Here is a 24,269-nt window from a genome sequence, read left to right as displayed (position 1 = left end):
ATCCGCATTTTAAGCGGAATCGGGCAAACTAGTCTGCGCACAGTCCGCCACCTGACCGTTCGAATCGGCCATAAATGTCTCATGCAATGCTGACAATAGGCGAGAGAAGGTCAGTCCCCAAGAGGCGGAGCAGAGCTCACCCCTGCTCGCCGCGCCTTCGGACAAGTCCTACTGACTACGCAATTGCACCAGTTCCACGATTACGCCATCGGCATCGCGCACCACGCTGTTGATCACCGGCCCCTTCTCGTCGGCCGCAGCGATCCTGACGATGGGAAAACCCGCCTTCTGTACGCGCAGCGCGGCGGCCCGACTGTCACTGACACGAATGCCGACCTTCGCACCCGTCGAACGGTTCTGGGTGGCGTTCGGCTTTTCATAGTGAATGAGGATCAGCAGCGGTTCGCTGGAACGGAGATCACCGGAAAAATTGAATGCGATCTTTTCGGCAGGATCACCCGGCTTGCTGATCGTAAAGACCGGCTTCATGCCGAGCGCATCGACATAGAAGGATCGGGCGCGGGCCATATCGGCCACCTCCAGCGACAAGAAACCGAACCCTGAAATCGTAGGCTGACCTTGCGTCTGCGCGTAAACGGGCGCGGTCGCCAGCAGCGCGGACAGGGCAATCATCGCGGCGCGCTTCATGCCATGATCTCCGACAAGCTGCGCGACGTCCGCATGGCGTCCGTCCCCCAGGCATCGACGGGAACCCCCATCAGTTGTTGCATGGTGAGGCCGACGCGCGAAATCGGGTCGCCCTGCCCTGCTATGTGTATGCCGCTCTTCACCTTCCCGCCTGCCCGTCCGGCCAGCATTACAGGGATGCCATTCACGTCATGGTTTTTCGCATAGCTGACCTCGGAATGAGCTACGACCAGCATGTTGTCGAGCAAAGTGCCGTCCCCTTCCTTGATCGCCGACATTGCCGTTACGAAATCGGCCCATCCCTGCATGCTCTGCGTGGAAAAGGCATCGACCGTCGGCTGATAGCCCTTTGTCCGGTCCACCTGTTCCTCATGCGTCGCTTGGTGATAGGCGGTGGGAGATCCGGCCTGCCGCAGATCGGCGGTAGCGGTGGAAAAGACCATGTTGAAAACCTTTGTCTGGTTGCAGGCGAGGGCCATAGCCAGCAGTTCCGCCATCAGCTTGTGCGACCGTTGGCGAGCGGTGACGTCCGTGCTGGCAGGCAGGTCGGTGGGCTCCGCTGGGACGACGCACGCCTCGGCCCGGGGCGGCTTTTCCAGTTGCAGCGCCAGCTTGTTCTCGACCTCACGGATGGAGGTGAAATAGCTGTCGATCCGCGCCTTGTCCTCCGCGCCCAGCTTGCCCAGCATCCTACGCCGTTCATCGGTCACGGCGGACAACACGCTGCGCCGCGCCATCACCTTGGGGTCAGGGGTGAATTCCGCCGCATTGGGATCGCGGAAATCCGCGCCGAAGATGCGGCGATATAGCTCCATGGGCGATACAACGCTGGGGTTCATCTCCGTGCCGCTGCGATAGGAAAAGCTGGTGCGCGCGTTGCCATCGGCGCTCAGTTCCAGGCTGCGGAACAGCGTACCCGCGCCGATCGCGTCGGCGATGCTGACGTCGAATGTCGGGCCGACGAGCTGCTGCCATGAATCGCTGGGCGTCCCGGTTCGAAGGCCCACATTGCCCGAGATATGCGGCTGATTGCTCTTGCCGCCCAAGGTGACACCGAAGCCTGAAAGGACGGAAACCTTGTCCTGCACGGGCTTGATCGGCGCAAGTTCGGGCGGCAGGTCGTAATTGGCGCCAGCCGTCTTGGGGTTCCAGCGATCGGGGATCATTCCGCATCCCCAGAACCACGTGCCAAAGCGCACTGGCAAACGCCCGCCGCCATAGGTCGCGGCCACCGCCGCGCCATTATTGTCCAGAAAATAGTCGAGGAACGGCAGGCCCACGGCTACCGCGCCGCCGCCAAGCATGCCGCGCAGCAAAAAGCCGCGCCTGTCGAACTGCGTCATCAACCTTTCCTTCCTGACGATGGCTTGCCCGCGATCCGCGACGCCGCTGGCGCCCGCACGGCGAAGAATTGGGGATCGATAACGATCCGCCGGAACAGCGGCCGAATGCGAAATCCGGCGCGGGCGAAATCGTCATGCAGACGGGTCGTCAAAGGCTCTTCGGACGGAAGCAGCGACCGTCCTGCAGCGTAGCGCCACGCCGATTGCGCCAGACACTGCGTCACCTTTGGATTGTCGTGCAACGCCTTGCCCAAGCCCGCGCTGTCGTTGAAGACGACTTTGTCCAGCATGCCCGAAGTGTCGATCTGCACGCCATTTTCCGTAGGCCGGAACTGCCCCGCGCCGTCAAAACTGTCCAGCGTCAGCCCCATCGGATCGGTCAGCTTATGGCAGCTGGCGCATTCCTCATCGTCGAGATGCGCCTTCAGGCGCTCGCGTGTGGTGCGGAAGGCGGGATTGCTCGTGTCCTGGACGATAGTGAAGTTCACATTGGCGGGCGGCGTCGGCACGTGTTCGCACATCAGCACTTCGCGCAGCGCCTTGCCGCGCAACGTGGGCGAGGATCGTCCCTCATGCGAATGGAGCGCCAGAAAGCTGATCTGCGTCAGCAGCCCGACGCGCGGATCATTGTCCGGCAAGGTGATCATCGACCAATCGAGCGGGCCATAGGGTATGCGATAGAGCGGGCTCAACTGCCGGTTCATCGCCACCCGGCGGGTGGTGAACAGGTCACGATAATCGCCATTTTCCTCCACCAGCAGCGTCGTGATGGTGCGCAGCGTCTGTTCCCGTGCGGCGGGTGCGGCGGAAGATCGGAACGCCGGATAAATGATACCGTCCTTCGACAGCGACATCATGCCTTCCAGTTGGAGGAAGTCGTCGAAGAAAGACCGCACGCCGGTTTCGAACCGTGGCGACGCCATCAACCGGTCCACCTGCCGGACAAGCCCGGCCTGCGTCATCAGGCTGCCGTCCGCCGCCGCCTGCAACAATTGTTCATCGGGCGTGCTGTTCCACAGGAAATAGCTGAGCTTGCTGGCACGCGACCATGCGTCGATCGTCCGGCCGCCTGGCGCACTGGGGTCGGCCACCTCCCGGTCGGTCTGGAACAGGAAGGGTAGGTCGGACAGCATCGCCGTCAGCATGATCGCCAGCCCACTGTGAAAATCCTTCACCGTCGCGGCCGCCGCCAACGTCTGGGCGACGGCGAGCTTCACCTCCCCGTCGGTCAGGGGCCGTCGGTAAATCCTGAGGCCGACCCGCTTGAAGAAATCCGCCGCGCAGGCCGCGCCTTGAGGGTCGGACGCTGACGGCGCGCAGCCGACCAGCCGGTCGCGATGTTGCGCATCGATCACCTGTTCGGCGATCCCCCGCGCGATCTGCTCATATTGCTCGGCCCCCGCCGGGGTGAGCGAGACTGCGCTGGTGCCCGCCGCCAGCAGGCCGCCGATCCGCATGTCTGGTTCGAACCGACCGCTCACCTTGATGTCAGGCCCGAATATATCGGCGATGGTCGCGCGATATTGCGCCTCGGTCAGCCGACGGAACTTGGGCACCTGTGGTTGCGCCTGCTGCTGCGCTGGCGCATCCGCCTGTCCGGCGCTGGCGCCCATCAGGATTGCGCCGATGGAACAGAACGCCGTCACGGCGGACAGCGCGCGAAGGATGCGCGATGAATTCACCGACCCGCTCACTGCTGCACCCCTTGCGCCACTTGCTGCGGTTTGATCAGGAAGACGGGCACGCCCTTGAACCGCAATGCTGATGAAATGGCCGTGTTGCGTCCCGTCTTCGGGTCCGGAAAGGCATCGGCATAGCGCCGCACCGCCTTGATCAACGCCGGGCAGGACATGCGCGTCAGATTGGCGCCCACCTGGGTCGATTGATGATAATTGTCCTCAATGCTCGCCAAAGTGTGATAGCCGTAAATGCCACCCTCTATGGCTTCGCCCGGCTTGATCTTCGCCTGAATGCGCGCTTGCCGGACCTCGCGATAGCTGTCGATAATCTGCTCACGCAGCCGCAACCGTAAGTCGAACGGTTCAGTTAGCAGTTCGCCGTTGCGGATTTTTCCCTTGGCCTGCGCCATGAAGCGGCGATCCGGATCAACATCCAGACTGGCCCATGCCAGCGGCTTCCCCGCACCCGACAGTTCCAAAGGATTGCCGCTGGCGTAAAGGCGCACCGTCACATCATCGTCGTTGACCGGATCATCGACGCCACTCACCTCGACCAGCGTGGGCGACGACATCGATGTGATCACCTCGTCCGCCACCTTGGGCGTGCCGAAATCGCGCGTGGAAAAAGTGCATCCCACCGCCCGGATCAGCTGGTTATCGACGCCCGGCTTCTGATCGGGGCTGACATAATCACCCTTGCTCGCGCGGCCGTCCAGATCGATGCCGTAGGCGATGGGGCCGCGATAATCCTCATTTCCCTTTTCCATGAAGGGAAAGTCTTCCGGATTGGTGCAGCTGTCATAGGCGAAACGGGTGCCCAGGAAGGCAGCGGTGCCCTTCCCCTTCGGTATATGATATTTCTGGCGCAAGGCTTCCTGTTCCGCTTCGCTCAGTTGAGCCATGCTGCCATTGGAGCCGGAAGGCTTGCCGGTGGGCACCATCTTGAAGCCAAGGCGCTGGCCCATCAGCTTGTGCAACTCCTGCACCTTGTCGGGCGCCTCATATTTCGCGCGCTCGGCGGGAGGCAGGCTTTTCAGGAACAGGTCGGACGAACTGAGCGACGGTGCGCGGCATGCCTTTTCATCTTCGTAAGCCGCGATATAGATGTTGGTCAGCGCAAAGGAAAAGGTCTGAGGCGGCGGCGCGGACGCACCAACCGCCATCATGCTACCCACCGCCAGCAATCCCGCCGCGACGCGCCTGTCGCGACCATGGGATTTCATGTCTTTCATCGCCCTCTCCTGCCGCCAGCGCTGTTACGCCGGTATCTCTTCGTTCCGTTATCATGCAGCCGCGCAGGCGTGCGCCACGGCGTTACTGTTCACCGAAGCGGCAGAAGTGATCCGAAATGTCTGGTAAGGCTGGATTTGGACACGTCAGGCTGATCAGAAACTCTGCGTCGCGATTTCCACGCTCATCCGCTGCGCCGCGCTGATCAGTGCAGGCCCCAACTCGTCCAGCCGGGCGCGGGTCAGATGAGACGACCGGTCCGAAATCGACAGTGACCCCTTGGGCAGCCCGTAGCGGTCCTTGACCACAGCAGCGACGCAGCGAAGGCCATCGCTATGCTCTTCGTCGTCTAGCGCATATCCGCGCGCCCTGATCTGCGCCAGTTCGTTACGCAACCGATCGCCGTCGATGATGCTACGCGCGGTACGGGCCTTGAGCGGCGTGCTGTCCAGATAGCGGTCGAACTCCGGCCGGGACCATTGCGCCATCAGCACCTTGCCCGACGCCGTGCTATGCAGCGGCAGCACAGCACCCGGCCGCGCCGCAGTCTGGCGGAAACCGTTGGTCGCGGCCTGCCCGACATAACAGACACCCGCCCCCTCCGGCACGGCGATGTTCACGCAATGCTGCACTTCCGACATCAGTGACCGCATGATCGTGTGGCCCAACTGGCCCAAGTCCCGCGTCTGAGCGAAAACCGCGCCCACGGTGAAGGCCTGGACGCCGACCGACCAGCCATTTTTCCGCCGGTCGAAAGCGACATAGCGCAACGCCTCCATGGTCGTCAGCAGGCGATGGGTAGTGGATCGCGGCAGGCCCACGGCACGGGACAGGTCGCTAAGCGTCATATGATCGCTCTTGGCCAATTCATCGAGAATGCCGAACGCCCGCACCAGCGACTGCACTCGCCCAAGCAGACCGTCCTCCGGCTCTTGCTGACTTTCGGTCACATCCTGTTCCTCGCCCTGCCAAGCCGCCGTCGCGCGAACGCAGCCTTAGAGAAACTGGTATGACCTGTTTCCCCGCCTTTGTCGATATGCTTTGCGTCGGCCTTCGATCGGCCCTTATCCATCATGCGTGTCAGGAAAACATCCGGTTCACATCGCCGTCCCACATCATGGGATGATCGATTGTGGATCGACGGCCTTGGGCTAAGGATCGAGCCAAGCAAAGGAGAGGATCATGCCCGACATCTTGCCGCTCGATCGCCGCACGGCATTGACGTTGGGGGCTGGTGCGCTGCTGTCCAGTATTGAGCCCGCCTTTGCCCGCAAAATCGGACAAAGCGGCGCGCCGGACTGGGCGAGCGAACCCATGCGTTGGTTCCAGCTTGCCTTTACCGAAGATGATCCGGGCCAGTACGATCCGGCTTTCTGGATCGATTATTTCCAGCAGATTCATGCCGACGGCGTCTGCCTCAGCGCGGGGGGAGGCATCGCCTTCTACCCGACGGCCATTCCCTATCATGGCATGGCGCAGGGCATCGGAAAGGGCGTGGACCCGTTCGGCGATATGGTCGCTGCGTGCAAGAAGCTGGGGATGCGCGTGCTCGCCCGTATCGATCCGCACGCAATGAACGCGGCCGCCGCCGCCGCCCATCCCGAATGGGCGCTGACCGGCCCGGACGGCAAGATCAAACGGCACGGCAGCGCGCCGGACCTGACACTCACCTGCGCCTATGGCCCCTATAATTTTGAGCTGATGCCCAAGGTGATCGAGGAAATCGCCCGACGCTATCCAGTGGATGGCTTTTTCGGCAACCGCTGGAACGGCAGCGGCACCTGCTATTGCCAAAGCTGCCGGACGCTCTACCGCGCCGCGTCTGGCCAGGAGATTCCGGCTGACCCAGACCCTTCCAAGCCGGAAGGGCGGCGATATGCGGCCTGGGTTGAAGATCGGCTCTTCGCCCTCATGGACCTTTGGAACGCGGCCGCGCGCAAGCACCGGCCCCAGGCCTTCTTCATCCCAGGCGGTGACCGCCGGGGACTGGTCGATCTGAACGGCCCCGCTCTGTCAAAGCGTCTACCGCTGTCCTTTTGCGATCGCCAGGCACGCTCGTCCGACGATTCGGGCTGGGGCACGGGTCCCGAGGTCTGGGGCGCGGGCCGCTACACCCGCGAACTGCGCGCCTTCATGAAGGACAAGCCGGTCGGCCACATCATCTCCGTGGGGGTGGAAGAAGCCTATCGCTGGAAGGATTCGGTGCAGAGCCCGGCCGAAATCCGCATCTGGGCGGCAGGCGCGATCGCGCAGGGCGCGCGCCCGTGGATCACCAAGTTCAATGCCAAGCCGCTCGACCGCCGCTGGATGGAAGTCGTCCGGCAAATCTACAGCTGGCACCACGCCAACGAAGCCTATCTGCGCAACAACGGCAATCTGGCGCGGGTCGCGATCATCCATTCGCCCAGGACGACTGCCTATATGGGCGGCTGGAATCAGCGCGGGCAACTGGAGGGTCATTCGCGCGGCTTCTATCAAGCGGCGCTTGAATCGCGCGTGCCCTTCGACCTCATTGACGAGGATTTTCTGGACGAAGCCAGCCTGTCGCGCTTCCGCACCATCATTCTAGCCAATGCGGCGGTGTTGTCGGACGCGCAATGCAATCAGATACGCGCCTTCGTGAAGCGGGGCGGCAACGTAATCGCCACGTACCAGACCTCTCTCTACGATGGTGACGGACGGCAGCGGGCGGACTTTGGCTTGGCGGACCTGTTCGGCTGCTCTATCGCCGGGGAGCCCGAAGGGCCGCTCAAGAACGCCTATCTCACCCTACGCCATGCACACACGGCCATGGCCGACCTGAGCGACATCAATCGCACCATCGGCCCGCTCTTCCGCCAGCCTGTCACCGCGCGCGACCAGAGGGACGTGGCATTGACGCTGGTGCCGAGCTATCCCGACCTGCCAATGGAACGCGTCTTCACTGACAAGACGGAAACCAACCTGCCGATGGCGATCTGCCATCAAGTCGGCCGTGGCCGCATCGCCTATCTGCCCATGGACATCGACCGCACCTTTGCAGAGCTTGGTCATGGCGATCACCTGACATTGCTGCGCGCAATGCTAGATTGGACTCATCAGGAAGAGCATCCGCTACAGATCGAAGGGCCGGGCCTGCTGGACATCGCTTTCTGGCGCCAGGACAAATCGATGACGGCGCATCTGGTCAATCTCAACAACCCCATGACGATGCGGGGCAGCTATCGCGAGGCGATCATGACCGGTCCCTACCGGGTCCGCATGCAACTGCCACAAGGCAAAGGCGCTGCGCAGGCCCGGCTGCTGACCGCAGGAACAGCCGTGCCACACGGGGCGGCGGACGGCTGGGTCGAAGTCGATGTGCCGTACATAGACTTCCACGAAGTTGTCGCGATTGATTTCGCCTAGCGCTGAGCCTTCCTGCGAACTCATGTTCCGTTCGCCCTGAGCTTGTCGAAGGGCTCTACTTCCTGAAAGAAAAAGGAAGAGGCTTCGACAAGCTCAGCCCGAACGGAGTTGAGATGGTCCCATGTAACTCAAGTCGCTTTCGACCAAGAAAAGGAGCAAGCCGCCATGATCGACCGCCGCGACATGCTCGCCGTGAGCGCGCTGGGGGCTCTTGTCCTGGGCACAGCCTCCAACGCTGACGCTGCTCCGGTGACGCCGGATCAGGCCAGCCTTTCCCTGCACGGGCGGAAACTGCACATCCTCGACCTGACGCACAGGCTGACGCGCGCCTTCGCCTTCACGCCGGGCCGCCTCTCCATGGAAGCGGTGGAAGGGTCGGGTACGAAAGCGGGAATGGCGCTTAACCGCATCTCGATCGTCGAACATACCGGCACGCATCTCGACGCGCCCCGTCATTTCGCGCCTGATGGAGCATCGGTCGGCGACATACCCGTCAGCCAGCTGATCGTTCCGCTCGTCGTGATCGACATAAGGGACAAGGTCAAAACTGATCGCGACGCCCGGGTGGAATCGCGGGATGTCATCGCATGGGAACGCCGCCACGGCCGCATCCCGTCCGGTTCCTGCGTTGCCATGCTGTCGGGCTGCGATCCGCTGAAAGCCTTTTCAAGCTATGCAAGCCTCACCCCCGCCGAACGGCGCAAAAGCCCCGGATTCGATGCTACCGTTATGGATATTCTGATGAAGCGAGATGTGCGTGGCATCGGCGTCGATACCATGTCGATCGATGCTGGTGAGGCGATGCCCGCCTTCCCCGTTCATCAGGCATGGCTGCGCAGCGGGCGCTGGGCGTTGGAGGGGCTCGCCAATCTCGACCGCGCACCTGCTGCGGGCGGGTTGCTGTTCGCAGGCGTCGCGCCACTGGAAAACGCCACCGGCATGCCTGCGCGCGTGATCGCGCTTTACTGAACAAATGCTGCGGCGCCCATCCGTGCAGAGGCGAGCGCCGCAGCCAGTGTCGTCAAGCGCGCATCATCGATCCGCCATTGACGTCATAGATCGCACCGTTGATCCAGCGGCCATCCTCAGACAACAGCATCGCAACGACGCCAGCATGGTCTTCAGATTGGCCCAGCCGGGTGTGCGGGGTGCGTGACATGAAATAGTCGGCCCACTTGGTGGCTTCCTCGGCATTCGCTTCCATCGCCGCCTTCATCTCGCCGGTCACGGTGAAACCGGGCGCGAGCACATTGGCGGTGATGCCTTCCTTGCCCCAGCGCGCACCGACGTGGCGCGCCAGCGCATTCACGCCCGCCTTCGCCATGGCATAGCAGGGCCGCGTCGGTTCACCACCATGCGCCGAGCCGGAGCTGGTGTAGACAATCGCGCCCTTGCCGCTCTTGACGAGGTGCGGCACGACCGCGCGGGTGCACAGCAGGTGGCCGCGCAGGTTCACCGCGATCGTGCGGTCAAATGTGGAAAGGTCGATGGCCAACGCGTCGCTGTCTTCCATGATAACGCGCAGGTCTGCCGCATTGATATGCGCGCCGTCGAGGCCGCCGAAGCGGCTCACCGCCTCTTCCGTCGCCTTCCGCACCGATGCCTCGTCGGAAATGTCGACATAGACGGCGAAGGTTTCCCCGCCCGCTTCCTGCGCCACTTGCGTCGCGCCTTCGAGGTTGATGTCGGCGGCGCAGACGCGCGCGCCTTCCTCGGCCAGGCGCTTCACAGTGGCCGCGCCGATGCCGGTCGCGCTGCCGAACACGATGATACGGCGGTCTTTGAGACGATTGTTGGTCATGAGCATCCTCCGGAAGAGCTGTTGGTGTTGGAAACATTCTCGGTTGAGTAACCACTCACCAAGTGGTTAGCAGCTCGTTCGAGCGCCGTCACCATCGCGCTGTGATCCTTTTCCGCATCGCCGTGGGCTACGCAACTGCTGAAAAGTTGCTGCGCATTTGCCGTCGCAGGCAGCGCAACGCCTAGTGAACGCGCACCTGAGAGCGCCAGATTCAAATCCTTCTGGTGGAGCCGGATGCGAAAGCCGGGGTCGAAGGTTCGGTCGATCATCCGCTGGCCATGCACCTCCAGAACGCGCGACGCAGCAAAGCCGCCCATCAACGCTTCGCGCACCCGCGCCGGGTCCGCGCCCGCCTTCGATGCGAAGACAAGCGCTTCGGAAACGGCTTCGATATTCAGCGCGACGATAATCTGGTTGGCGACCTTAGTCACCTGTCCCGCGCCAACGTCACCCACCAGCGTGATGCTCTTGCCCATCAGTTCCAGGAGCGGCCGGACCGTTTCAAACACATCCGCCTTGCCACCGCACATTATGGTAAGCGCCGCGTTTTTGGCCCCCACCTCGCCACCGGAAACCGGCGCATCGACATAGGCGCAGCCCAGCGCCTCGATCCGCTCCGCAAAATCACGGGTCGCGATCGGGTCGATGGAACTCATGTCGATGACGATCGTGCCGGGCTTCAACCGCTGCGCCGCGCCGTCCGCACCGAACAGCACACGTTCGACGTCCGGCGTGTCGGGCAGCATCAGGATCAGGCATTCCACCTCCGCCGCCACATCCGCAGGCGTAGCGCAGGCGACTGCACCGCCTTCGCGCAGCTCATCCGGCATCGGCGTGCGGTTGGCACAGCTGTAGATCGCATGGCCCGCCGCCTGTAGATGCCCGGCCATGGGACGGCCCATGATGCCGAGGCCAATGAAACCGATCTTCATGTCACGCTCTCTTGAGATTTCAGATAATCGCGCGCCCAGCCAAGGCCCGCCTTCGTGTCGCCCGCAGGCCGGTATTCGCATCCGATCCACCCGCCATAGCCCAGCGCGTCAATGTGGCTCAGCAGCCAGGGATAATTGATTTCGCCGGCGCCAGGTTCGGCGCGGCCCGGATTGTCGGCCAGCTGCATATGGCCGATCCGGGGCAGCAAGCGCTCAATCGTGCGGGCAAGGTCGCCTTCCATGATCTGCATATGATAGATGTCATATTGCAGGCGGACATTGGCGCGGCCCGCCTCGTCAATCACCGACAGAGCCGCGTCGGTCGTGCCGTAGAAATAGCCGGGAATATCCACGCGGGTATTGATCGGTTCGATCAATATCTCGATGCCATCGGTAGCCGCCAGGTCGGCTGCGTAAGCGATATTATCCACCAATACAGCCCGGCACTCCGCGCTCGCGGGCGCCTTCCCCGCCATCAGGTGAAGGCGCGGGCAGCCCAGCGCTTTGGCATAGTCCAGCCCTTTAGCGACGCCCGCGCGAAACTCCTCCACGCGATCAGGCAGCGCCGCGATGCCCCGCTCTCCGCCAGCCCAATCACCAGCGGGCAGGTTGAACAGCACGACGTCCAGCCCGCATCGCCGCGCCCGTTCAGCCGCCTCTTCCGCGCCATGGTCATAGGGAAACATGAACTCGACGCCGAAAAAGCCAGCTTCCGCCGCCGCATCGAAGCGGTCGAGAAAGGGTAGGTCCTGGAACATCATCGACAGATTGGCGGCCAGCTTGACCATGTCTCTTCCCCTCTTTTCAATTCGCGCCCGGTCAGAAGGCAAGACCCAGCACCAGATCCATGACATTGGTGCCCGTGGGTCCGGTGCGGAACAGGTCGCCCGTCGCGTCGAACAACCGGTAGCTGTCATTGCGCGCCAGCATCTCCGCCGGGTTGAGCCCCACCGCCCGCGCGCGCTCGTGAAGCCCGCCATCGGCAAAAGCCCCCGCCGCATCGGTTGGCCCGTCGGTGCCATCGGTGCCAGCGGCAAGCAGGACGGCATTGTCCTGCCCCGCCAGCGCCATGGCGGCGACCAAGGCAAATTCCTGGTTACGTCCGCCCAGCCCGTCGCCCGTCACCTGAAGTGTGGTCTCCCCAGCCGACACCAACAGCATAGGGCGATCCTGCGGCGGTACTACGCGCAGGGCAGCGGCCATCGCCAGTGCCGCGTCATGAGTGTTGCCCGCCATTGCCGTATCCACATCTCGAACGGCCACCCCCTCCCGCGCCGCAATGCGATGCACAGCCTCCACCAGCGTGGCGCTCTCGGCCAGCAGCAGTGTCTCCCGCCGTCCCGCCGTTTGGGGCACCGGATGCACGCCCTTGGCAAGCACACGCCGGATCGATGTGGGCACAGTATCTTGCAGCCCATATCGCTTGAGAATGGCGATTGGGTCCCCCTGTCCTTCCCTGCCCGCAAGAGTTGGCCCCGATCCGATCATGCAGATGTCGCCGCTCGGCACGTCGGATATCAGCAAGGTCAGCACCGATGCGGGGCCGATGTGGTCCAGCAGCCCGCCGCCCTTCACCCGCGACAGGCGTTTGCGGACGGCGTTGATCTCCTCAATCGACGCGCCCGAACGCAGCAGCATGCCGGTCACCGCCGCCTTCTCCTCCAGCGTAACGCCATCAACCGGAGCAACCATCAAGGCGGACGCGCCGCCGGTCAGCAGCACGATCACGCTGTCACGCTCGTTCAGCCCTTCGACCGTCCGCAGCATCTCGGCGGTTGCTTCCATCCCCTGCGCGTCAGGAATCGGATGCCCCGCCTGAAGCTGTCGGATGCGCGTGAGCAGCTCATCATGACCGTGTTTGACGATGATGCAGCCGTCCGAAATCCGTTCTCCCAGCAGCGTTTCCAGCCCCTTCGCGAGCGACCCCACGGCCTTTCCCGCGCCGATCACAACGAGGCGACCATCTGAATCCAGTGGCCAGTCTATGGCTTTGCCCTGGTGGCGAATGGACCAATGGCCACCCTCGGGAATGCCCAGCGATGCGACCAGCCTTTCGCCGCGCACCGACTGCAGCGCCTCAAGATAGATGCTTTCCAGCAGAGCGCGGGCGGCGGCCGTTTGCATAATAGGCGCCATCTCAGGGAACGAGGAGAGTGAAGGGATAGACATAGGCTTGTAGCATCACAAAAAGTCCGATCAGCGAACCCAGCACCAGGCTGTGAACGAAGACATGGCGCAATATGCGGCCTTCCTGACCGAACCATTGGGTCGCGGTGGAGGCGACGACGATGCTCTGCGCGTCGATCATCTTGCCCATGACCCCGCCCGCGCTGTTCGCACTCGCCATTAGCACAGGCGACAGGTTCAACTGTTCAGCCGTGATCTTCTGCAATCCGCCGAACAGCACGTTGGACGCCGTGTCCGATCCGGTGACGGCAACGCCCAGCCACCCCAGCATGGTGCCGAAAAAGGGATAGAGCACCCCCGTCGCCGCGAAGGCTAGGCCCATGGACGCGTCTATGCCGCCATAACGGGTGAGATAGCCAAGCCCCAACATCGCCGCGATGGTGAGCAGCGATGGCAGCACCAGCTTCCACGTGCGCAGATAGACGCGACCGACCGTGCGCGCAGGCACCCGCAACAGCAGCGCAGAGGCAAGGGCGGCCACTAATATCGCCGTGCCCGTGGCCGACAGCAGGTTGAGATTGTAGATCGCCTTTTCAAACTCCGGTGCGGTGACGACAGGGGGCAGGCGCTGGATCACCCCATCCAGACCGGCAAAGGGCAGGCGCAGCGCGAAGATGGCGTCCAGCCCATGCTTCATGAAGGGAAGGCCCCACAGGAAGACACACGCCGTCAGGATGATCCACGGCATCCAGGCACGCCGGACGGCAGCGGGATCATGCAGGGGCTGTGCATGAGCAGCATCAACGGTCGCGGCCATGTCCCGCTCGTCACCCGGCGCAAGCTTCGCCTCGTTGACATGCATGATCCGCGCGGGCTGCCATATCCGCAGAAACGCGATGAGCGCGGCGATCGACGCGAGCGCCGCGCCGATGGAGGTCAGCCAAGGGCCATGAAGGTTGGAGATGAGAAGCTGCACCAGCGCGAAACTGACGCCTGCGACCAACACGGCGGGCAGCACCTCCATCGTCCGCCGCCACCCGCAATAGGCGACCAGCAGCCAAAAGGGTACGATGATGGCGAACGGCGTCATCTGCCGCCCCACCATCGCTGATAGTTCGAGCAGCGGCAGGCCGGTCACGCCCGAAAGCGTGACGAGCGGCGTACCGAGCGCCCCGAACGCGACAGGTGCGGTGTTGGCGATCAATGACAGGCCAGAAGCCTGCAACCGCGTAAAGCCAAGGCCGATCAGCATCGCGCCCGTGACCGCAACCGGCGTCCCGAACCCCGCAGCTCCTTCGAAGAAGGCACCGAAGCAGAAGGCGATCAGCAGCAGCTGCAACCGGCTGTCTGGGGTGATCGACGTGATCGCGCTGCGCAGGATGTGGAACTGCCCGGTCGTTTCGGTCAGCTGGTAGAGGAAGATGATGTTGAGCACGATCCAGCCGATCGGCAGCAGCCCATAGGCCGCCCCGAAACCGGCTGCGCGCACCGCCAGGCCCGGAGGCATGCCGAAAGCCAGCACCGCGACTGCCAGGCCCGCCCCCAAGCCCATCAGGGCGGCGATATGCGCCCGCACATGGAAAAGGCCGATCGCCCCCAGCAGCACGATGACGGGGACGGCCGCAACCAGAGCCGACAGCAAACCATTGCCGAAAGGGTCGTAATTTTGTGCCCAGATCATGGCGCCATCCCTGCCCTTTTCCTATCGCGGCCTATGTCAAATCATGCGGAATTTCCGTGGTATCGCCACTCGCCTCCGCTGTTAGCCGTTCGACCGTCGCTAAGGAGGATGACAGGCAAGAGATACCCGCCTTTCCGCGATGCGGAACAGACACCGTAGCGGGCCGCGTACCATTCCATATCGCGGAACGGCGTCGGCGGCATCATTGTCCATCCAGGCACGCCGGTGCAGACTGAACGTCCCAATCTGTCAATTCAGGAGCATGAGGAGGATGGACTTGAACGCGAACGGCGGGGTCTCGCGCCGCGATCTCGTACGCGCCTTGCCCACGGCGGCTATGATGAGCGCCCTTCCCGGCCCGGCCTGGTCCGCCCTGAACATCGGCGGCTTTGATCGGCGCGAATGGTGGAAGCATGAATATCGCATAGTCCAGACCAACCTGCGCGAAATCGACGCTCTGGAAGATCCGCGAGAGATCGCCCGGCAAACCCGTGCTTTCGGTGCGAACATGATCGTGTCGAACATTGGCGGGATCGTTGCCTTCTATCCCACTGAGCTGCCGCTCCACTATCGCAACCCCTATCTGAAAAATGATTTCGCAGGCGAGATGGTCGCCGCCGCCCATGCTGAAGGGCTGGCCTATATCGGCCGCTTTGACCTGTCCAAGGCGATGAAGCCTGCCTATGACGCGCATCCCGAATGGTTCATGCGCAACCGCGATGGCAGTCCGCGTGAATATGCCGGGACCTACCAGGCCTGCCCTAATGGCGGCTGGGCGCAGGATTACAGCCTTCAGATATTGAAGGAAGGGGTCGAACGCCATGAAGTAGACGGCCTGTTCTTCAACATGACCGGCTTCGTCCGCACCGACTATTCCGATGTCGATCATGGCATTTGCGTATGCGACAATTGCAAGCGACGATTCCGGGAACTGTACAAGCTGGACCTGCCCAAAACCGAGGACGGCACCGATCCCAATTGGGATGCTTATCAGCAGTTTCAAACACGCGTCATGACAGAGCTTTCTGCAAAAGCACGCACAGTCATCGAGGCGGCACGGCCCCATGTGCCCTTGATGGATTTTTTCGGCGGCGTCGTTGCGCGTGGAGAGGTGCAGCGCCGGGTGTCGCGCAAGGCGCCCGAATGGCCCTATGCCATGGGCGAACAGACGCGGGCGCTTATGGCGCTTGCGCCGGGCAAAGCCTTTTCCGCAACCTCCACTGCGCATATCGACTATCCGTGGCGGCAGGTGACGGAAAGCACCGAAAACCACATGTTGCGTTTCGCGCAGGCGCTTGGCACGGGCGCCAAGCTCGACCTTTATCTGATGGGAACGCTCAACGATCAGGACGATCCTCGGTTTCTGCCTCCCGTCTCGCGCCTTTTCCACTGGCACGCCGCCAATGAACAGCATTATGCCGGGCTGACCCCGGCTGCCCGCGTCGCGATCTACAATGTGGGATCGATTTTCCAGTCACCCGGCGCCGGGCTGGCGCGCTATGGCATCGGTGCGCAGCGCGGGGCCTATCAGGCGCTGGTCGATGCCCGCCTCCCCTTCTGGATGACTAACGGAACGCAGGTGCGCAACGCCACGCGCGACAAAGCCTATGACGTCATCATCATGCCGCATATCATGACCTTGAGCGATGAGGATGCCGATGCGCTCGACGCCTTTGTCGAAGCCGGCGGCCTGCTCATCGCGACCGGCTATACCGGCGTGCAGGGGCAAGGGGGAAAGCCGCGCTCCGGCTCGGCGATGAGGTCCAGTCCGGTGGCCAGCTTCGGTCAGCCGCGCGATGCTCATGGCTGGTCACTGGACATGAGCAAGGCCGCTATTCCCATGGGACCCGGCCGCATGCCGATCGATGCGGACTTCTTCCCAGTCATCCCCCGCAGCGGCGCGTCGAGCCTGATCCCCTTCGCGCCCGACCAGCGTTTCGGCCCGCCCGAATTTTCCTATGCGCGGCCGGGCGAAGCGGCGCGCGCCGACGCTGGCGCGCTGGTCATGCCCTATGGCAAGGGGCACCATGTGCACATCCCATGGCTGCCCGACTGGCTCTATTATCGCGACGGCATCGATGCGCATCGGGTGCTGTTCGAAAGCCTGATCGCCCGCTATGCGCCGCCTCCGCCGCTGGTGCTGGAAGGTCCGGGACCGATGGAGATGATGGCGATGCGGCAGGCCGATACGGGCAAGATGCTGGTGCATGTCATCAACTATTCGGGCCAGCGCAACACCCATTATGGCAATCCCGTCATCGCCCACGGCCTGAAGCTGGGCGTGCGCGGATCAGTGGGCAGCACGACGCAGATGCTGGTGGCGGGCAAATCGGTAAAGGGCAAGCGACGGAATGGCGATGGCGACCATCTGTGGTTCGACCTGCCGCCGGTCGATACGTTTGAAGCGGTGCAGTTGACGCTTGCTTGATTGCGGGGTTGGGGAGGCTACTCTCAGCTCCTCCCCAACCCACTACGATCAAAAGTCCGGCGCCAGGTCCATCAATACGATGCCCTGCCCCACGCCCGCGTCGATCACGTCCGCCGATCCCACTTGCGCAGCGATCATCCGGCCATCGGGCCGCACGACCGGATTGCCATATTTCCATCCGCCATATTGCACGATGTTCGTCATGCGCGTGTAGCGCGGCTTCTTTGGATCGAGATCAAGGACGCACAGGTCCATGCCTTTGGCGCGGTCCTGTGCGCATTCCACCAATGTCCGCTTGCCATCCGGGAAGATGCCTTCGACCTCGCCATATAGGGTGGAAGGCGTCGGATATTCGGTGATCTTTTTGGTCGCGAAATCTACGGACAACACTTTTGTTTCCACGCCCGTCGGCCCCTTGCCAAAACCATAGCAGGGCATGACCAGCCCCTTATCGCCCGGCAGGAAGTCTTGCGCTTCGACGAAGCATTCAGTCGTTGTCACGATTTCCCGTACGTCTTCCAACTTCGCTGATTGCGCGCTAACGGCAACGCGCCCCGTATAAATGGTGGTCGATGCCGGTTTGCCACCTGCTGCAGGTTTTACCTGGCTCCAGGCGATCATGTTGCTGCGTGGGCTGAGCGCTATCCCTTCGAACACCGTGATGCCCAGTGCCACTGGTGCGCGCATCGCCTGCGGGTCCATCCAGAATAATTCGATGCGGCCGTGGCGCGTCTCTTCCCTTGTCTTTCCCAATATACGGGGACCGAGCAGCGCGTAGCTGCCATCAGCAAGATAATGCACCCGCAAATAACCTTCGCTCGGCGCATGGCCTGTCAAGTTGCGGGTACGCCCCGTCGTCATGTCATATTCGAAAGCGTCACCGTAGGATTTGCCGATGAAGGCCAGCTTGTCGCCCGTGGGCGAAAAGACCGGCCGCTCTCCAAAGGCTGAAATCAGTCGTTGACCGGGCGGCATGTCCTGGATTGGATTGCCGGGCTTGTTCCCCAGCGGCATCGCAGCAGGAACGGCCTCGCCCCGCGTGAAGGTCTGCGCGGGAAGCACAGACAGGGGCAGCACCGCGAGCATGACGGATAACGAGAGATATTTTGCCTTCATCGATCTGTCTCCTTGTCCCTGCGCAAGCAACGTGATGGCCGTAATAAGTCAAGCAGGGCCTATTGCCGTTTCACTATGTGGACAGCCAGACTAACCACTGGTCAGCAGCGCTTGCGGACGATAAAGCCACATGATGACCATGGAGTGCGCCACTCTAGCCGCAGAGCCAGAAAGTTCCGGATATCGCCGGGTACTTGCCCATTTGCGCGAGCTGCTGGTGAATGGCGGCGTCCAGACCGGCCACCGCCTGCCGGGCGAACGGGAACTGGCGCTGAGCCTTGGAGTAAGCCGCCCGGCCGTGCGCGAAGCCGTACGGGCGATGGAGATGATCGGCGTGCTGGAAACACGCCACGGCCGCGCCAGCACCGTGCGCGTTCCCGATGCATCGGTGCTGGGCGAATTCTTCTCTCTCGCTCTGGCGCAGCAACCGGCAATCATCGACGATATTGTCGAGGTGCGGATCGCGTTGGAGCGGCAGGCGCTACGGCTGGCCTGCGCCCGCGCCACGGAAGAAGATCGCCAAAACCTTGAACAGGCGCTGGAGGATATAGAAGCGACGATCGGCGATGTCGCTAAAGGTGGTCATGCCGACCTCAATTTCCATACGCAGCTGGTCGCGGCTGCGCACTCACCTGCGCTATCTACCGTCTACGGCACGATTACGCACCTGCTGGAACGGTCCCATGTCGAACGGCGCCAACGCATTGCGGACAGCCCGATGGCGCGGGAATATCTGGTCGATCATCACCGCCGCATCTATGAGGCCGTCCGCGCGGGCGACGCGCTGATGGCGGACGACTTGATCCTTAGCCATTTCGCTATCGGCGCGGCCTGGAAAATTCATGGGGCTCCCGCCGACTGACGTTTCGCATGTGGGCTCACCCGTCGATCAGGATCGCGCGAAAATCATTGACGTTGGTGCGCGTCGGCCCGGTAAACACCAGATCCCCCAGCGCGTTGAAGAAGCCGAAGCTGTTATTTTCGCGCAGCATTCCGCTGGCCGACATGCCTGCGGCACGAGCCCGCGCCAAAGTGCTTTCATCGACGATGGCCCCCGCATGGCCGCCCACGCCGTCGATGCCGTCCGTGTCACACGCAAGTGCCGATATGCCCCGCGCGGCGTCCAGCGACATGGCAAGGCTCAGCATATATTCGCTGTTGCGCCCGCCACTGCCTGACGGATTGCCGACCAGCACGGTGGTTTCGCCACCAGACAGCAGCGCCCAGCGTCCGCCCTTGCGCTGATGATGCAGAGCAAGCGCCGCATGGACGATGCCAAGTTCGGTCGCGTCTCCTTCCAGATCGTCACCCAGATAGACAGGCTTGTATCCTGCCGCCATGGCGACTTCCCCCGCGGCTTCCAGCGCCATACGGTTGCGCGCGACGATCCGCGTATCGGCCCGCGCTAACTCTGGCGAACCCGGTCTCGGCGTCGCATGCCGATCGTCGCTCAACACCGCCATCACATTGTCTGGAACGGTGATGCGATAGCGTTCGATCACCCGCCGCGCGTCGGCCAGCGTCGTGCGATCCGCGACCGTAGGGCCTGAAGCGATCAGGGCTGGATCGTCACCCGGCACGTCGGAAAAGGCCAATGTGACTACCTGCGCGGGATACGCCAGCGCGGCCAGACGCCCACCCTTGACCTGTGACAAGTGCGTACGCACGCAATTGATCTGCGAAATGGTAGCACCGCAAAACAGCAGCTCGCGCGTCACCCGGCGCTTATCATCCAGCGACACGCCATCGACCGGCAATGCCAACAACGCAGAGCCACCGCCGGAGATCAGCGCCAGCAATTGATCCTCTTCACCAAGGTCTCGCACGGCTTCCTGGATCATTTGCGCCGCGCGCTGACCATGTTCGTCGGGCAAGGGATGCCCGGCCTCGATCACGAGGGCGTCGGCGGGGAAGGTTCCGGGCGGCAGGCCATGGCCGTAGGGCGTAAGGATGATCGTTTGCGTCCCCGGTGGCGAGTGGCGAAGCGCGACATCCGCCATCGCCGCACCCGCCTTGCCCACTGCAAGCACCAGCCGCCGTCCTTTCGGCGGGGATGGCATATGCGAAGGCAAGCATCGCTCCGCAGATACCGCGGACAGCGCGACGTCGAACATCTCCCGCGCCAGCGCGATCCGCGCCTTTTTCATACCCTCGCCGTCCGTCAAAACCTGTTCCCTCGCCGCCGTTCTGCACTGGACTTACAAATCGGCAATGAAAGCTGCAATTTGCAACTGACGGAAACTGCAATTCCGCCTGGCGGAACAGGAAATCAGCCACCCCTTATTTGCGCTTGCCCAGCAGCAGGCGCGCCTGCGTGCCCCAGCTGCCGACGAACAAGTCCTCCACGCCGTCTCCGTTAACGTCGCCCTTAGCCATGCTCCAACTGCGCGCGACGGTCGCGGCAGGCATGACCGAAGCCGTCACGTCGGTGAAGCGTCCCTTGCCATCATTGGCATAGGCGCGCAGCTGCAACGGCTTGAACCCGGGCACGTCGATCGCGCCAACGATCAGGTCGGGATGACCGTCATGATTGAAGTCCATCACCGTCCCGCCCCAGCTGGAAAAGCGGTTGGCGGGCAGGCGCGCCTTGGTTTCGTCACGGAACTTGCCTCGCCCCTTGTTGATCAGCAACCGCGCTTGCGGGTCCTTGTCCCATTTCTTGTTGTTGCTGGTCAGATTCAGGAACAGGATGTCGGGACGCTTGTCGCCATTGGCGTCGAAGACGTGCACTTCGCGCGTCTCCAGCGGCGTGAGCAGCTGAAGCGCCTTGGGCGCCTCGCGAAAATGCCCCTTGCCATCGTTCATCAGCACACGGTTCGGCGGACTTTCGTTCGCGACCACCATGTCGAGGTCGCCGTCACCGTCCAGGTCGGCCAGCGCGATGTCCTGCGTATCGTCTTCATAGGCGGGCAGGTGCGGCGCCGTCGCATCAATGAAAGTGCCGGGCTGTTTGGGATCGTTCAGCCACAGGAAGTTCTGCCCCGACGCGCGCGGCTTGTTCCAGCGCACCTCCGCCGAATTGCCGATCACGATATCCGGCAGGCCGTCGCTATTGACGTCGCCCACCGCAACACCATTGCCCTCGCTCATTTTCGGCAGCCGATCCGACGCGTCGGTAAATTCGCCCCCCGGTCCGCCCAGAAACAGCTGGTGTGCATGATCCTCTTCCGCGACGAAGATCAGATCGGGATAGCCATCACGGTTGAAGTCGGCGGACAGCACATGTTCCGTGTCATGCGCCTTGGTGCCGAGCGCGCCCTGCTTCCAGGTGAAGTGGCCCTGCCCATCATTGATGTAGAGCCGGTTCGCACCCATTTCGACCGCGATCGCCGCGTCCAGATCGCCATCGCCATCCACATCCACCAGCGCGACGTCCAGCGCGTGGAGATATTTGGAAACGGGCACATGCGTGTCAGTCACATCGTCAAACAGCAGGGCTGACGCTGCATCATTCTGCGCCTGTCCCGGCATGGCTGCGACGATCAGTGAGGCGAAGATTGCCGTGCGAGTCAGCAGGCGGCAGTTCATCGTGCAGTCTCCAGCGTCCGAAGGTAGGCAAGGCTCTTCTTTAGAGAGTCGATGCGCGCGCCGGGGAATGGCGGCTCCTGCTCGACAAAGAAGTTGCGCACGCCCGCAATCTGCGCCGCCTTCAGGATGGCGGGCCAATCCATCGTGCCCGACCCCACCTCCGTCGGCTTCTGTTGCATATGATAATTAACCTGGGTCCCAGCCGCGATGTCCTTCACATGCATTTGGGTAAAGCGCCCGCGATAGCGTTTGAGCCAGGCGACCGGGTCCTGCCCGCCCGCCGCCAACCAGCCCGCATCCATTTCGAAATCGACGATGCGCGGGTCGGTCTTTTCCAGCAGGATCTGAAGGCCGGTCTTCTCCCCGAGGGGAGCCAACTCGCCATTATGATTGTGATAGCCGATGCGGATGCCATTCTTCTTGAGGACGGAACCCTTTTCATTGAGGAAGTCGGCCATGCGTTCATAGCGCTCGGCTGGCACCGGCGGGCCGCCCGGCTTCATCAGCGACATGAAGGACACCGGCAGACCCCATTTCGGGTCCTTGGGGAACTGGAACAGCGGCAGCACGGCATTGCGTGATCCCAATATGTTCAGATCCTCGACCAGCTTGTCCAGATTGTCGAAGTTCAGCCCGCTCGCGCCGGGCACCGACGATGAAGCAGCGACATGGGCGCTGCGGCATTTCAAACCTGCCTTGTCCAGGGCAGCGCGGAACTCGGCAGGCGTCCGGCGATGCAGCGACGCAAGCTCCACCGATCGCACACCTGCCGCAGCGATCGTGGCGAGTGTACCGTCAAGGTAACGGTGCAGGTCGGGTTCAAACATATAGAGCTGCACGCCCGCGCCATCTGCCCCCAGCAGGGGAGCAGATTTCCGTCGCGCAGCCGCAGGAACACCGGCTGCGAGCATCAGGAGAGCAGAGGATTTGAGCAGGTCGCGACGATTCATTGGCAATCTCTTTCAGCTTCTCGAAGTTTCAGGCGAGCGCGGCCTGGCGGCTCGCCTCTCGCAGGGATGTTTCAGGGTAGCGCATCATGCACAGGACTACGCCCAGCGAAAAGAGCGCTGGCACGATGCCGATCAAGCTCCGCAGGGGCAGGCCGTTGCGCGGGTCACTGGCATGGGCGGGATCGAAGCCGAGCCAGGCGAGCAACAGGAAGGCTAGGCCCACCGCCAGCCCCAACGCCAGCTTCATCGATCCATTGAGCGTCGCATAGAGCAGCCCCGTGCGATCGACGCCGAAGCGCGCGCGCGTAGCGTCGGCGACATCGGCCATCAACGCACGGGGCAGGAACCAGGCGATCGGGATGCACAGGCCGAGCGCCGCCACGTTAGCCGCCGTCAGCCAGAAGGAATTGGCGGGCTGCACCGCCATCCCCAATTGCAGCAACGCCTGAATGAACGCGCCCGCCTGTAACGCCCGCGCCTTGCCGATCCGCCCGGCCAACTTGGCGAACAATGGCGTCCCGGCAAAAGCGGCGGCGTAGGCGATGAGGATCAGGGTGCTCGCTACTGCCCGGTCGAAACCAAGCTGCCCCATGTAGAAGAACAACGCCACCGCATTGGCGACGCCCGTGGACAAGGCGATCAGCAGGTCGGCCAGCACCAGTCGAACGACCGGCCCTTGCGAAAATAGCGCGATATAATCCCGCACGGCGAGCGCCGCCTGAGCGCCCTCTCCCGGCTGTTTTTCCGGCGTAGTCCGCAGCGCCAGCAAGATCGCGCCGGGGATCAGCACGATCATGACCCATCCCGCCGCGTGCATGCCGGCCCCTGGATCGCCGGGATAGGCACTGGCGACCACCGGCAATATGGCGAGAATCGAAAACTGCCCTGCCGTCGCGAATACCTGCCACCAGGCAAAAATGCGCGTCCGCTCCGTGGATCCCGTGGACAGGGTCGCCGTCCAGGCCAGATGCGACAGCACGATCATCGAAAAGCCGATGAAGGCGATGAACAGCCACGCCCAAAGATAAGCCATGCCGACCCCTCGCTCCGCCTGAAACAGGGCGTAAGTCGACAGCATCAGAATTGGCGCGCTCGCCGCCAACCAGGGACGGTAACGCCCCCAACGCGATCGCGTCGCATCCATCATCCCGCCCAGCAGCGGATCGATCATCAGATCCAACACCCGCACCGTCATGAAGGCCGTGCCGACCGCACCGACCGGCAGAGCCAGCGCATTGGCGTAGAATTCGGGCAGGAACACCGTGACCAGCGTCGCATAAGCCTGGATCGCGAGCGCGGTGACGCAAAAGGCCGCCAGCCTTCCACGCCCCATCGCATCCTCCCTGCCACGCGTCATTCGGCCCTCCCCCTTGATCGGATTCCAAACTGGTAATACCACAGTGCAATCAAAGCGCCAGT

At 62.8% G+C, this 24,269-nt stretch carries 19 protein-coding genes; 4 read left to right on the top strand and 15 right to left on the bottom strand.

Going from position 1 to position 24,269, the window contains the following annotated elements; genetic code table 11:
* Positions 1–168: 168 nt before the first annotated feature.
* The 5 genes from ACZ5U1_RS16280 to ACZ5U1_RS16260 form a co-directional block, all read right to left on the bottom strand.
* Positions 169–648 (bottom strand): VOC family protein, encoded by a 480-nt coding sequence (locus ACZ5U1_RS16280; RefSeq protein WP_464780183.1) that lies wholly within the window; start codon positions 646–648, stop codon positions 169–171.
* Positions 645–1,991: a DUF1552 domain-containing protein gene (locus tag ACZ5U1_RS16275; RefSeq protein WP_464780182.1), complete on the bottom strand. Its 1,347-nt coding sequence runs from the start codon at positions 1,989–1,991 to the stop codon at positions 645–647. The genes ACZ5U1_RS16280 and ACZ5U1_RS16275 overlap by 4 nt, the downstream gene beginning before the upstream one ends.
* Positions 1,991–3,685, bottom strand: a complete 1,695-nt coding sequence (locus ACZ5U1_RS16270) for a DUF1592 domain-containing protein (RefSeq protein WP_464780181.1) — start codon at positions 3,683–3,685, stop codon at positions 1,991–1,993. The genes ACZ5U1_RS16275 and ACZ5U1_RS16270 overlap by 1 nt, the downstream gene beginning before the upstream one ends.
* Positions 3,682–4,902 (bottom strand): hypothetical protein, encoded by a 1,221-nt coding sequence (locus ACZ5U1_RS16265; protein ID WP_464780180.1) that lies wholly within the window; start codon positions 4,900–4,902, stop codon positions 3,682–3,684. Before ACZ5U1_RS16265 ends, ACZ5U1_RS16270 begins: the two co-directional genes overlap by 4 nt.
* Before the next feature lie 153 nt (positions 4,903–5,055).
* Complete coding sequence (locus ACZ5U1_RS16260; protein WP_464780179.1) at positions 5,056–5,850, bottom strand: IclR family transcriptional regulator; 795 nt, start codon at positions 5,848–5,850, stop codon at positions 5,056–5,058.
* Positions 5,851–6,082: 232 nt separating this feature from the next.
* Between ACZ5U1_RS16260 and ACZ5U1_RS16255 the strand changes: the two genes are divergently transcribed.
* A complete protein-coding gene (locus ACZ5U1_RS16255; RefSeq protein WP_464780178.1) occupies positions 6,083–8,287 on the top strand; it encodes an alpha-amylase family protein in 2,205 nt (734 codons plus the stop codon).
* Between the two features lie 165 nt (positions 8,288–8,452).
* Positions 8,453–9,256 (top strand): cyclase family protein, encoded by an 804-nt coding sequence (locus ACZ5U1_RS16250; RefSeq protein ID WP_464780177.1) that lies wholly within the window; start codon positions 8,453–8,455, stop codon positions 9,254–9,256.
* A 52-nt stretch (positions 9,257–9,308) separates the two neighbouring features.
* Here ACZ5U1_RS16250 and ACZ5U1_RS16245 read toward each other — a convergent pair whose 3' ends face one another.
* The 5 genes from ACZ5U1_RS16245 to ACZ5U1_RS16225 are packed head-to-tail and all read right to left on the bottom strand — an operon-like array spanning position 9,309 to position 14,828.
* Complete coding sequence (locus tag ACZ5U1_RS16245) at positions 9,309–10,088, bottom strand: SDR family NAD(P)-dependent oxidoreductase (protein ID WP_464780176.1); 780 nt, start codon at positions 10,086–10,088, stop codon at positions 9,309–9,311.
* Positions 10,085–11,020: a 2-hydroxy-3-oxopropionate reductase gene (locus ACZ5U1_RS16240; protein WP_464780175.1), complete on the bottom strand. Its 936-nt coding sequence runs from the start codon at positions 11,018–11,020 to the stop codon at positions 10,085–10,087. Before ACZ5U1_RS16240 ends, ACZ5U1_RS16245 begins: the two co-directional genes overlap by 4 nt.
* Entirely contained in the window at positions 11,017–11,808 is a 792-nt protein-coding gene (otnI, locus tag ACZ5U1_RS16235; protein WP_464780174.1) for a 2-oxo-tetronate isomerase, read from the bottom strand. Before otnI ends, ACZ5U1_RS16240 begins: the two co-directional genes overlap by 4 nt.
* 31 nt (positions 11,809–11,839) lie before the next feature.
* Positions 11,840–13,144 (bottom strand): glycerate kinase type-2 family protein, encoded by a 1,305-nt coding sequence (locus tag ACZ5U1_RS16230; protein WP_464780173.1) that lies wholly within the window; start codon positions 13,142–13,144, stop codon positions 11,840–11,842.
* 13 nt (positions 13,145–13,157) lie between these two features.
* Entirely contained in the window at positions 13,158–14,828 is a 1,671-nt protein-coding gene (locus ACZ5U1_RS16225) for an L-lactate permease (RefSeq protein ID WP_464780172.1), read from the bottom strand.
* Positions 14,829–15,099: 271 nt separating this feature from the next.
* Here ACZ5U1_RS16225 and ACZ5U1_RS16220 point away from each other — a divergent pair, with 271 nt between their 5' ends.
* On the top strand, positions 15,100–17,256 hold the full coding sequence (locus ACZ5U1_RS16220) for an alpha-amylase family protein (protein ID WP_464780171.1): 2,157 nt from the start codon (positions 15,100–15,102) through the stop codon (positions 17,254–17,256).
* Between the two features lie 48 nt (positions 17,257–17,304).
* On the opposite strand, the gene ACZ5U1_RS16215 is transcribed toward ACZ5U1_RS16220, so the two are convergent.
* A complete protein-coding gene (locus ACZ5U1_RS16215; RefSeq protein WP_464780170.1) occupies positions 17,305–18,372 on the bottom strand; it encodes a TolB-like translocation protein in 1,068 nt (355 codons plus the stop codon).
* Positions 18,373–18,502: 130 nt separating this feature from the next.
* Here ACZ5U1_RS16215 and ACZ5U1_RS16210 point away from each other — a divergent pair, with 130 nt between their 5' ends.
* Entirely contained in the window at positions 18,503–19,234 is a 732-nt protein-coding gene (locus ACZ5U1_RS16210) for a FadR/GntR family transcriptional regulator (RefSeq protein ID WP_464780169.1), read from the top strand.
* A 16-nt stretch (positions 19,235–19,250) separates the two neighbouring features.
* Here ACZ5U1_RS16210 and ACZ5U1_RS16205 read toward each other — a convergent pair whose 3' ends face one another.
* The 4 genes from ACZ5U1_RS16205 to ACZ5U1_RS16190 all read right to left on the bottom strand — a co-directional run bounded on the left by ACZ5U1_RS16205 (position 19,251) and on the right by ACZ5U1_RS16190 (position 24,207).
* Positions 19,251–20,537: a glycerate kinase type-2 family protein gene (locus ACZ5U1_RS16205; protein WP_464780168.1), complete on the bottom strand. Its 1,287-nt coding sequence runs from the start codon at positions 20,535–20,537 to the stop codon at positions 19,251–19,253.
* A gap of 115 nt (positions 20,538–20,652) precedes the next feature.
* Positions 20,653–21,900 carry an FG-GAP repeat domain-containing protein gene (locus ACZ5U1_RS16200; RefSeq protein WP_464780167.1) on the bottom strand — a complete coding sequence of 416 codons (1,248 nt, stop codon included), beginning with the start codon at positions 21,898–21,900 and terminating at the stop codon, positions 20,653–20,655.
* The gene (locus ACZ5U1_RS16195) at positions 21,897–22,850 is read right to left on the bottom strand and encodes a sugar phosphate isomerase/epimerase family protein (protein WP_464780166.1); all 954 of its coding nucleotides are present in this window, start codon (positions 22,848–22,850) and stop codon (positions 21,897–21,899) included. The genes ACZ5U1_RS16200 and ACZ5U1_RS16195 overlap by 4 nt, the downstream gene beginning before the upstream one ends.
* A 28-nt stretch (positions 22,851–22,878) precedes the next feature.
* Positions 22,879–24,207 (bottom strand): MFS transporter, encoded by a 1,329-nt coding sequence (locus ACZ5U1_RS16190; protein WP_464780165.1) that lies wholly within the window; start codon positions 24,205–24,207, stop codon positions 22,879–22,881.
* Between the last annotated feature and the right edge of the window lie 62 nt (positions 24,208–24,269).

This window comes from Sphingobium sp. TomTYG72 (assembly GCF_055394715.1).
This window is presented reverse-complemented; position numbering and strand designations above follow the sequence as displayed.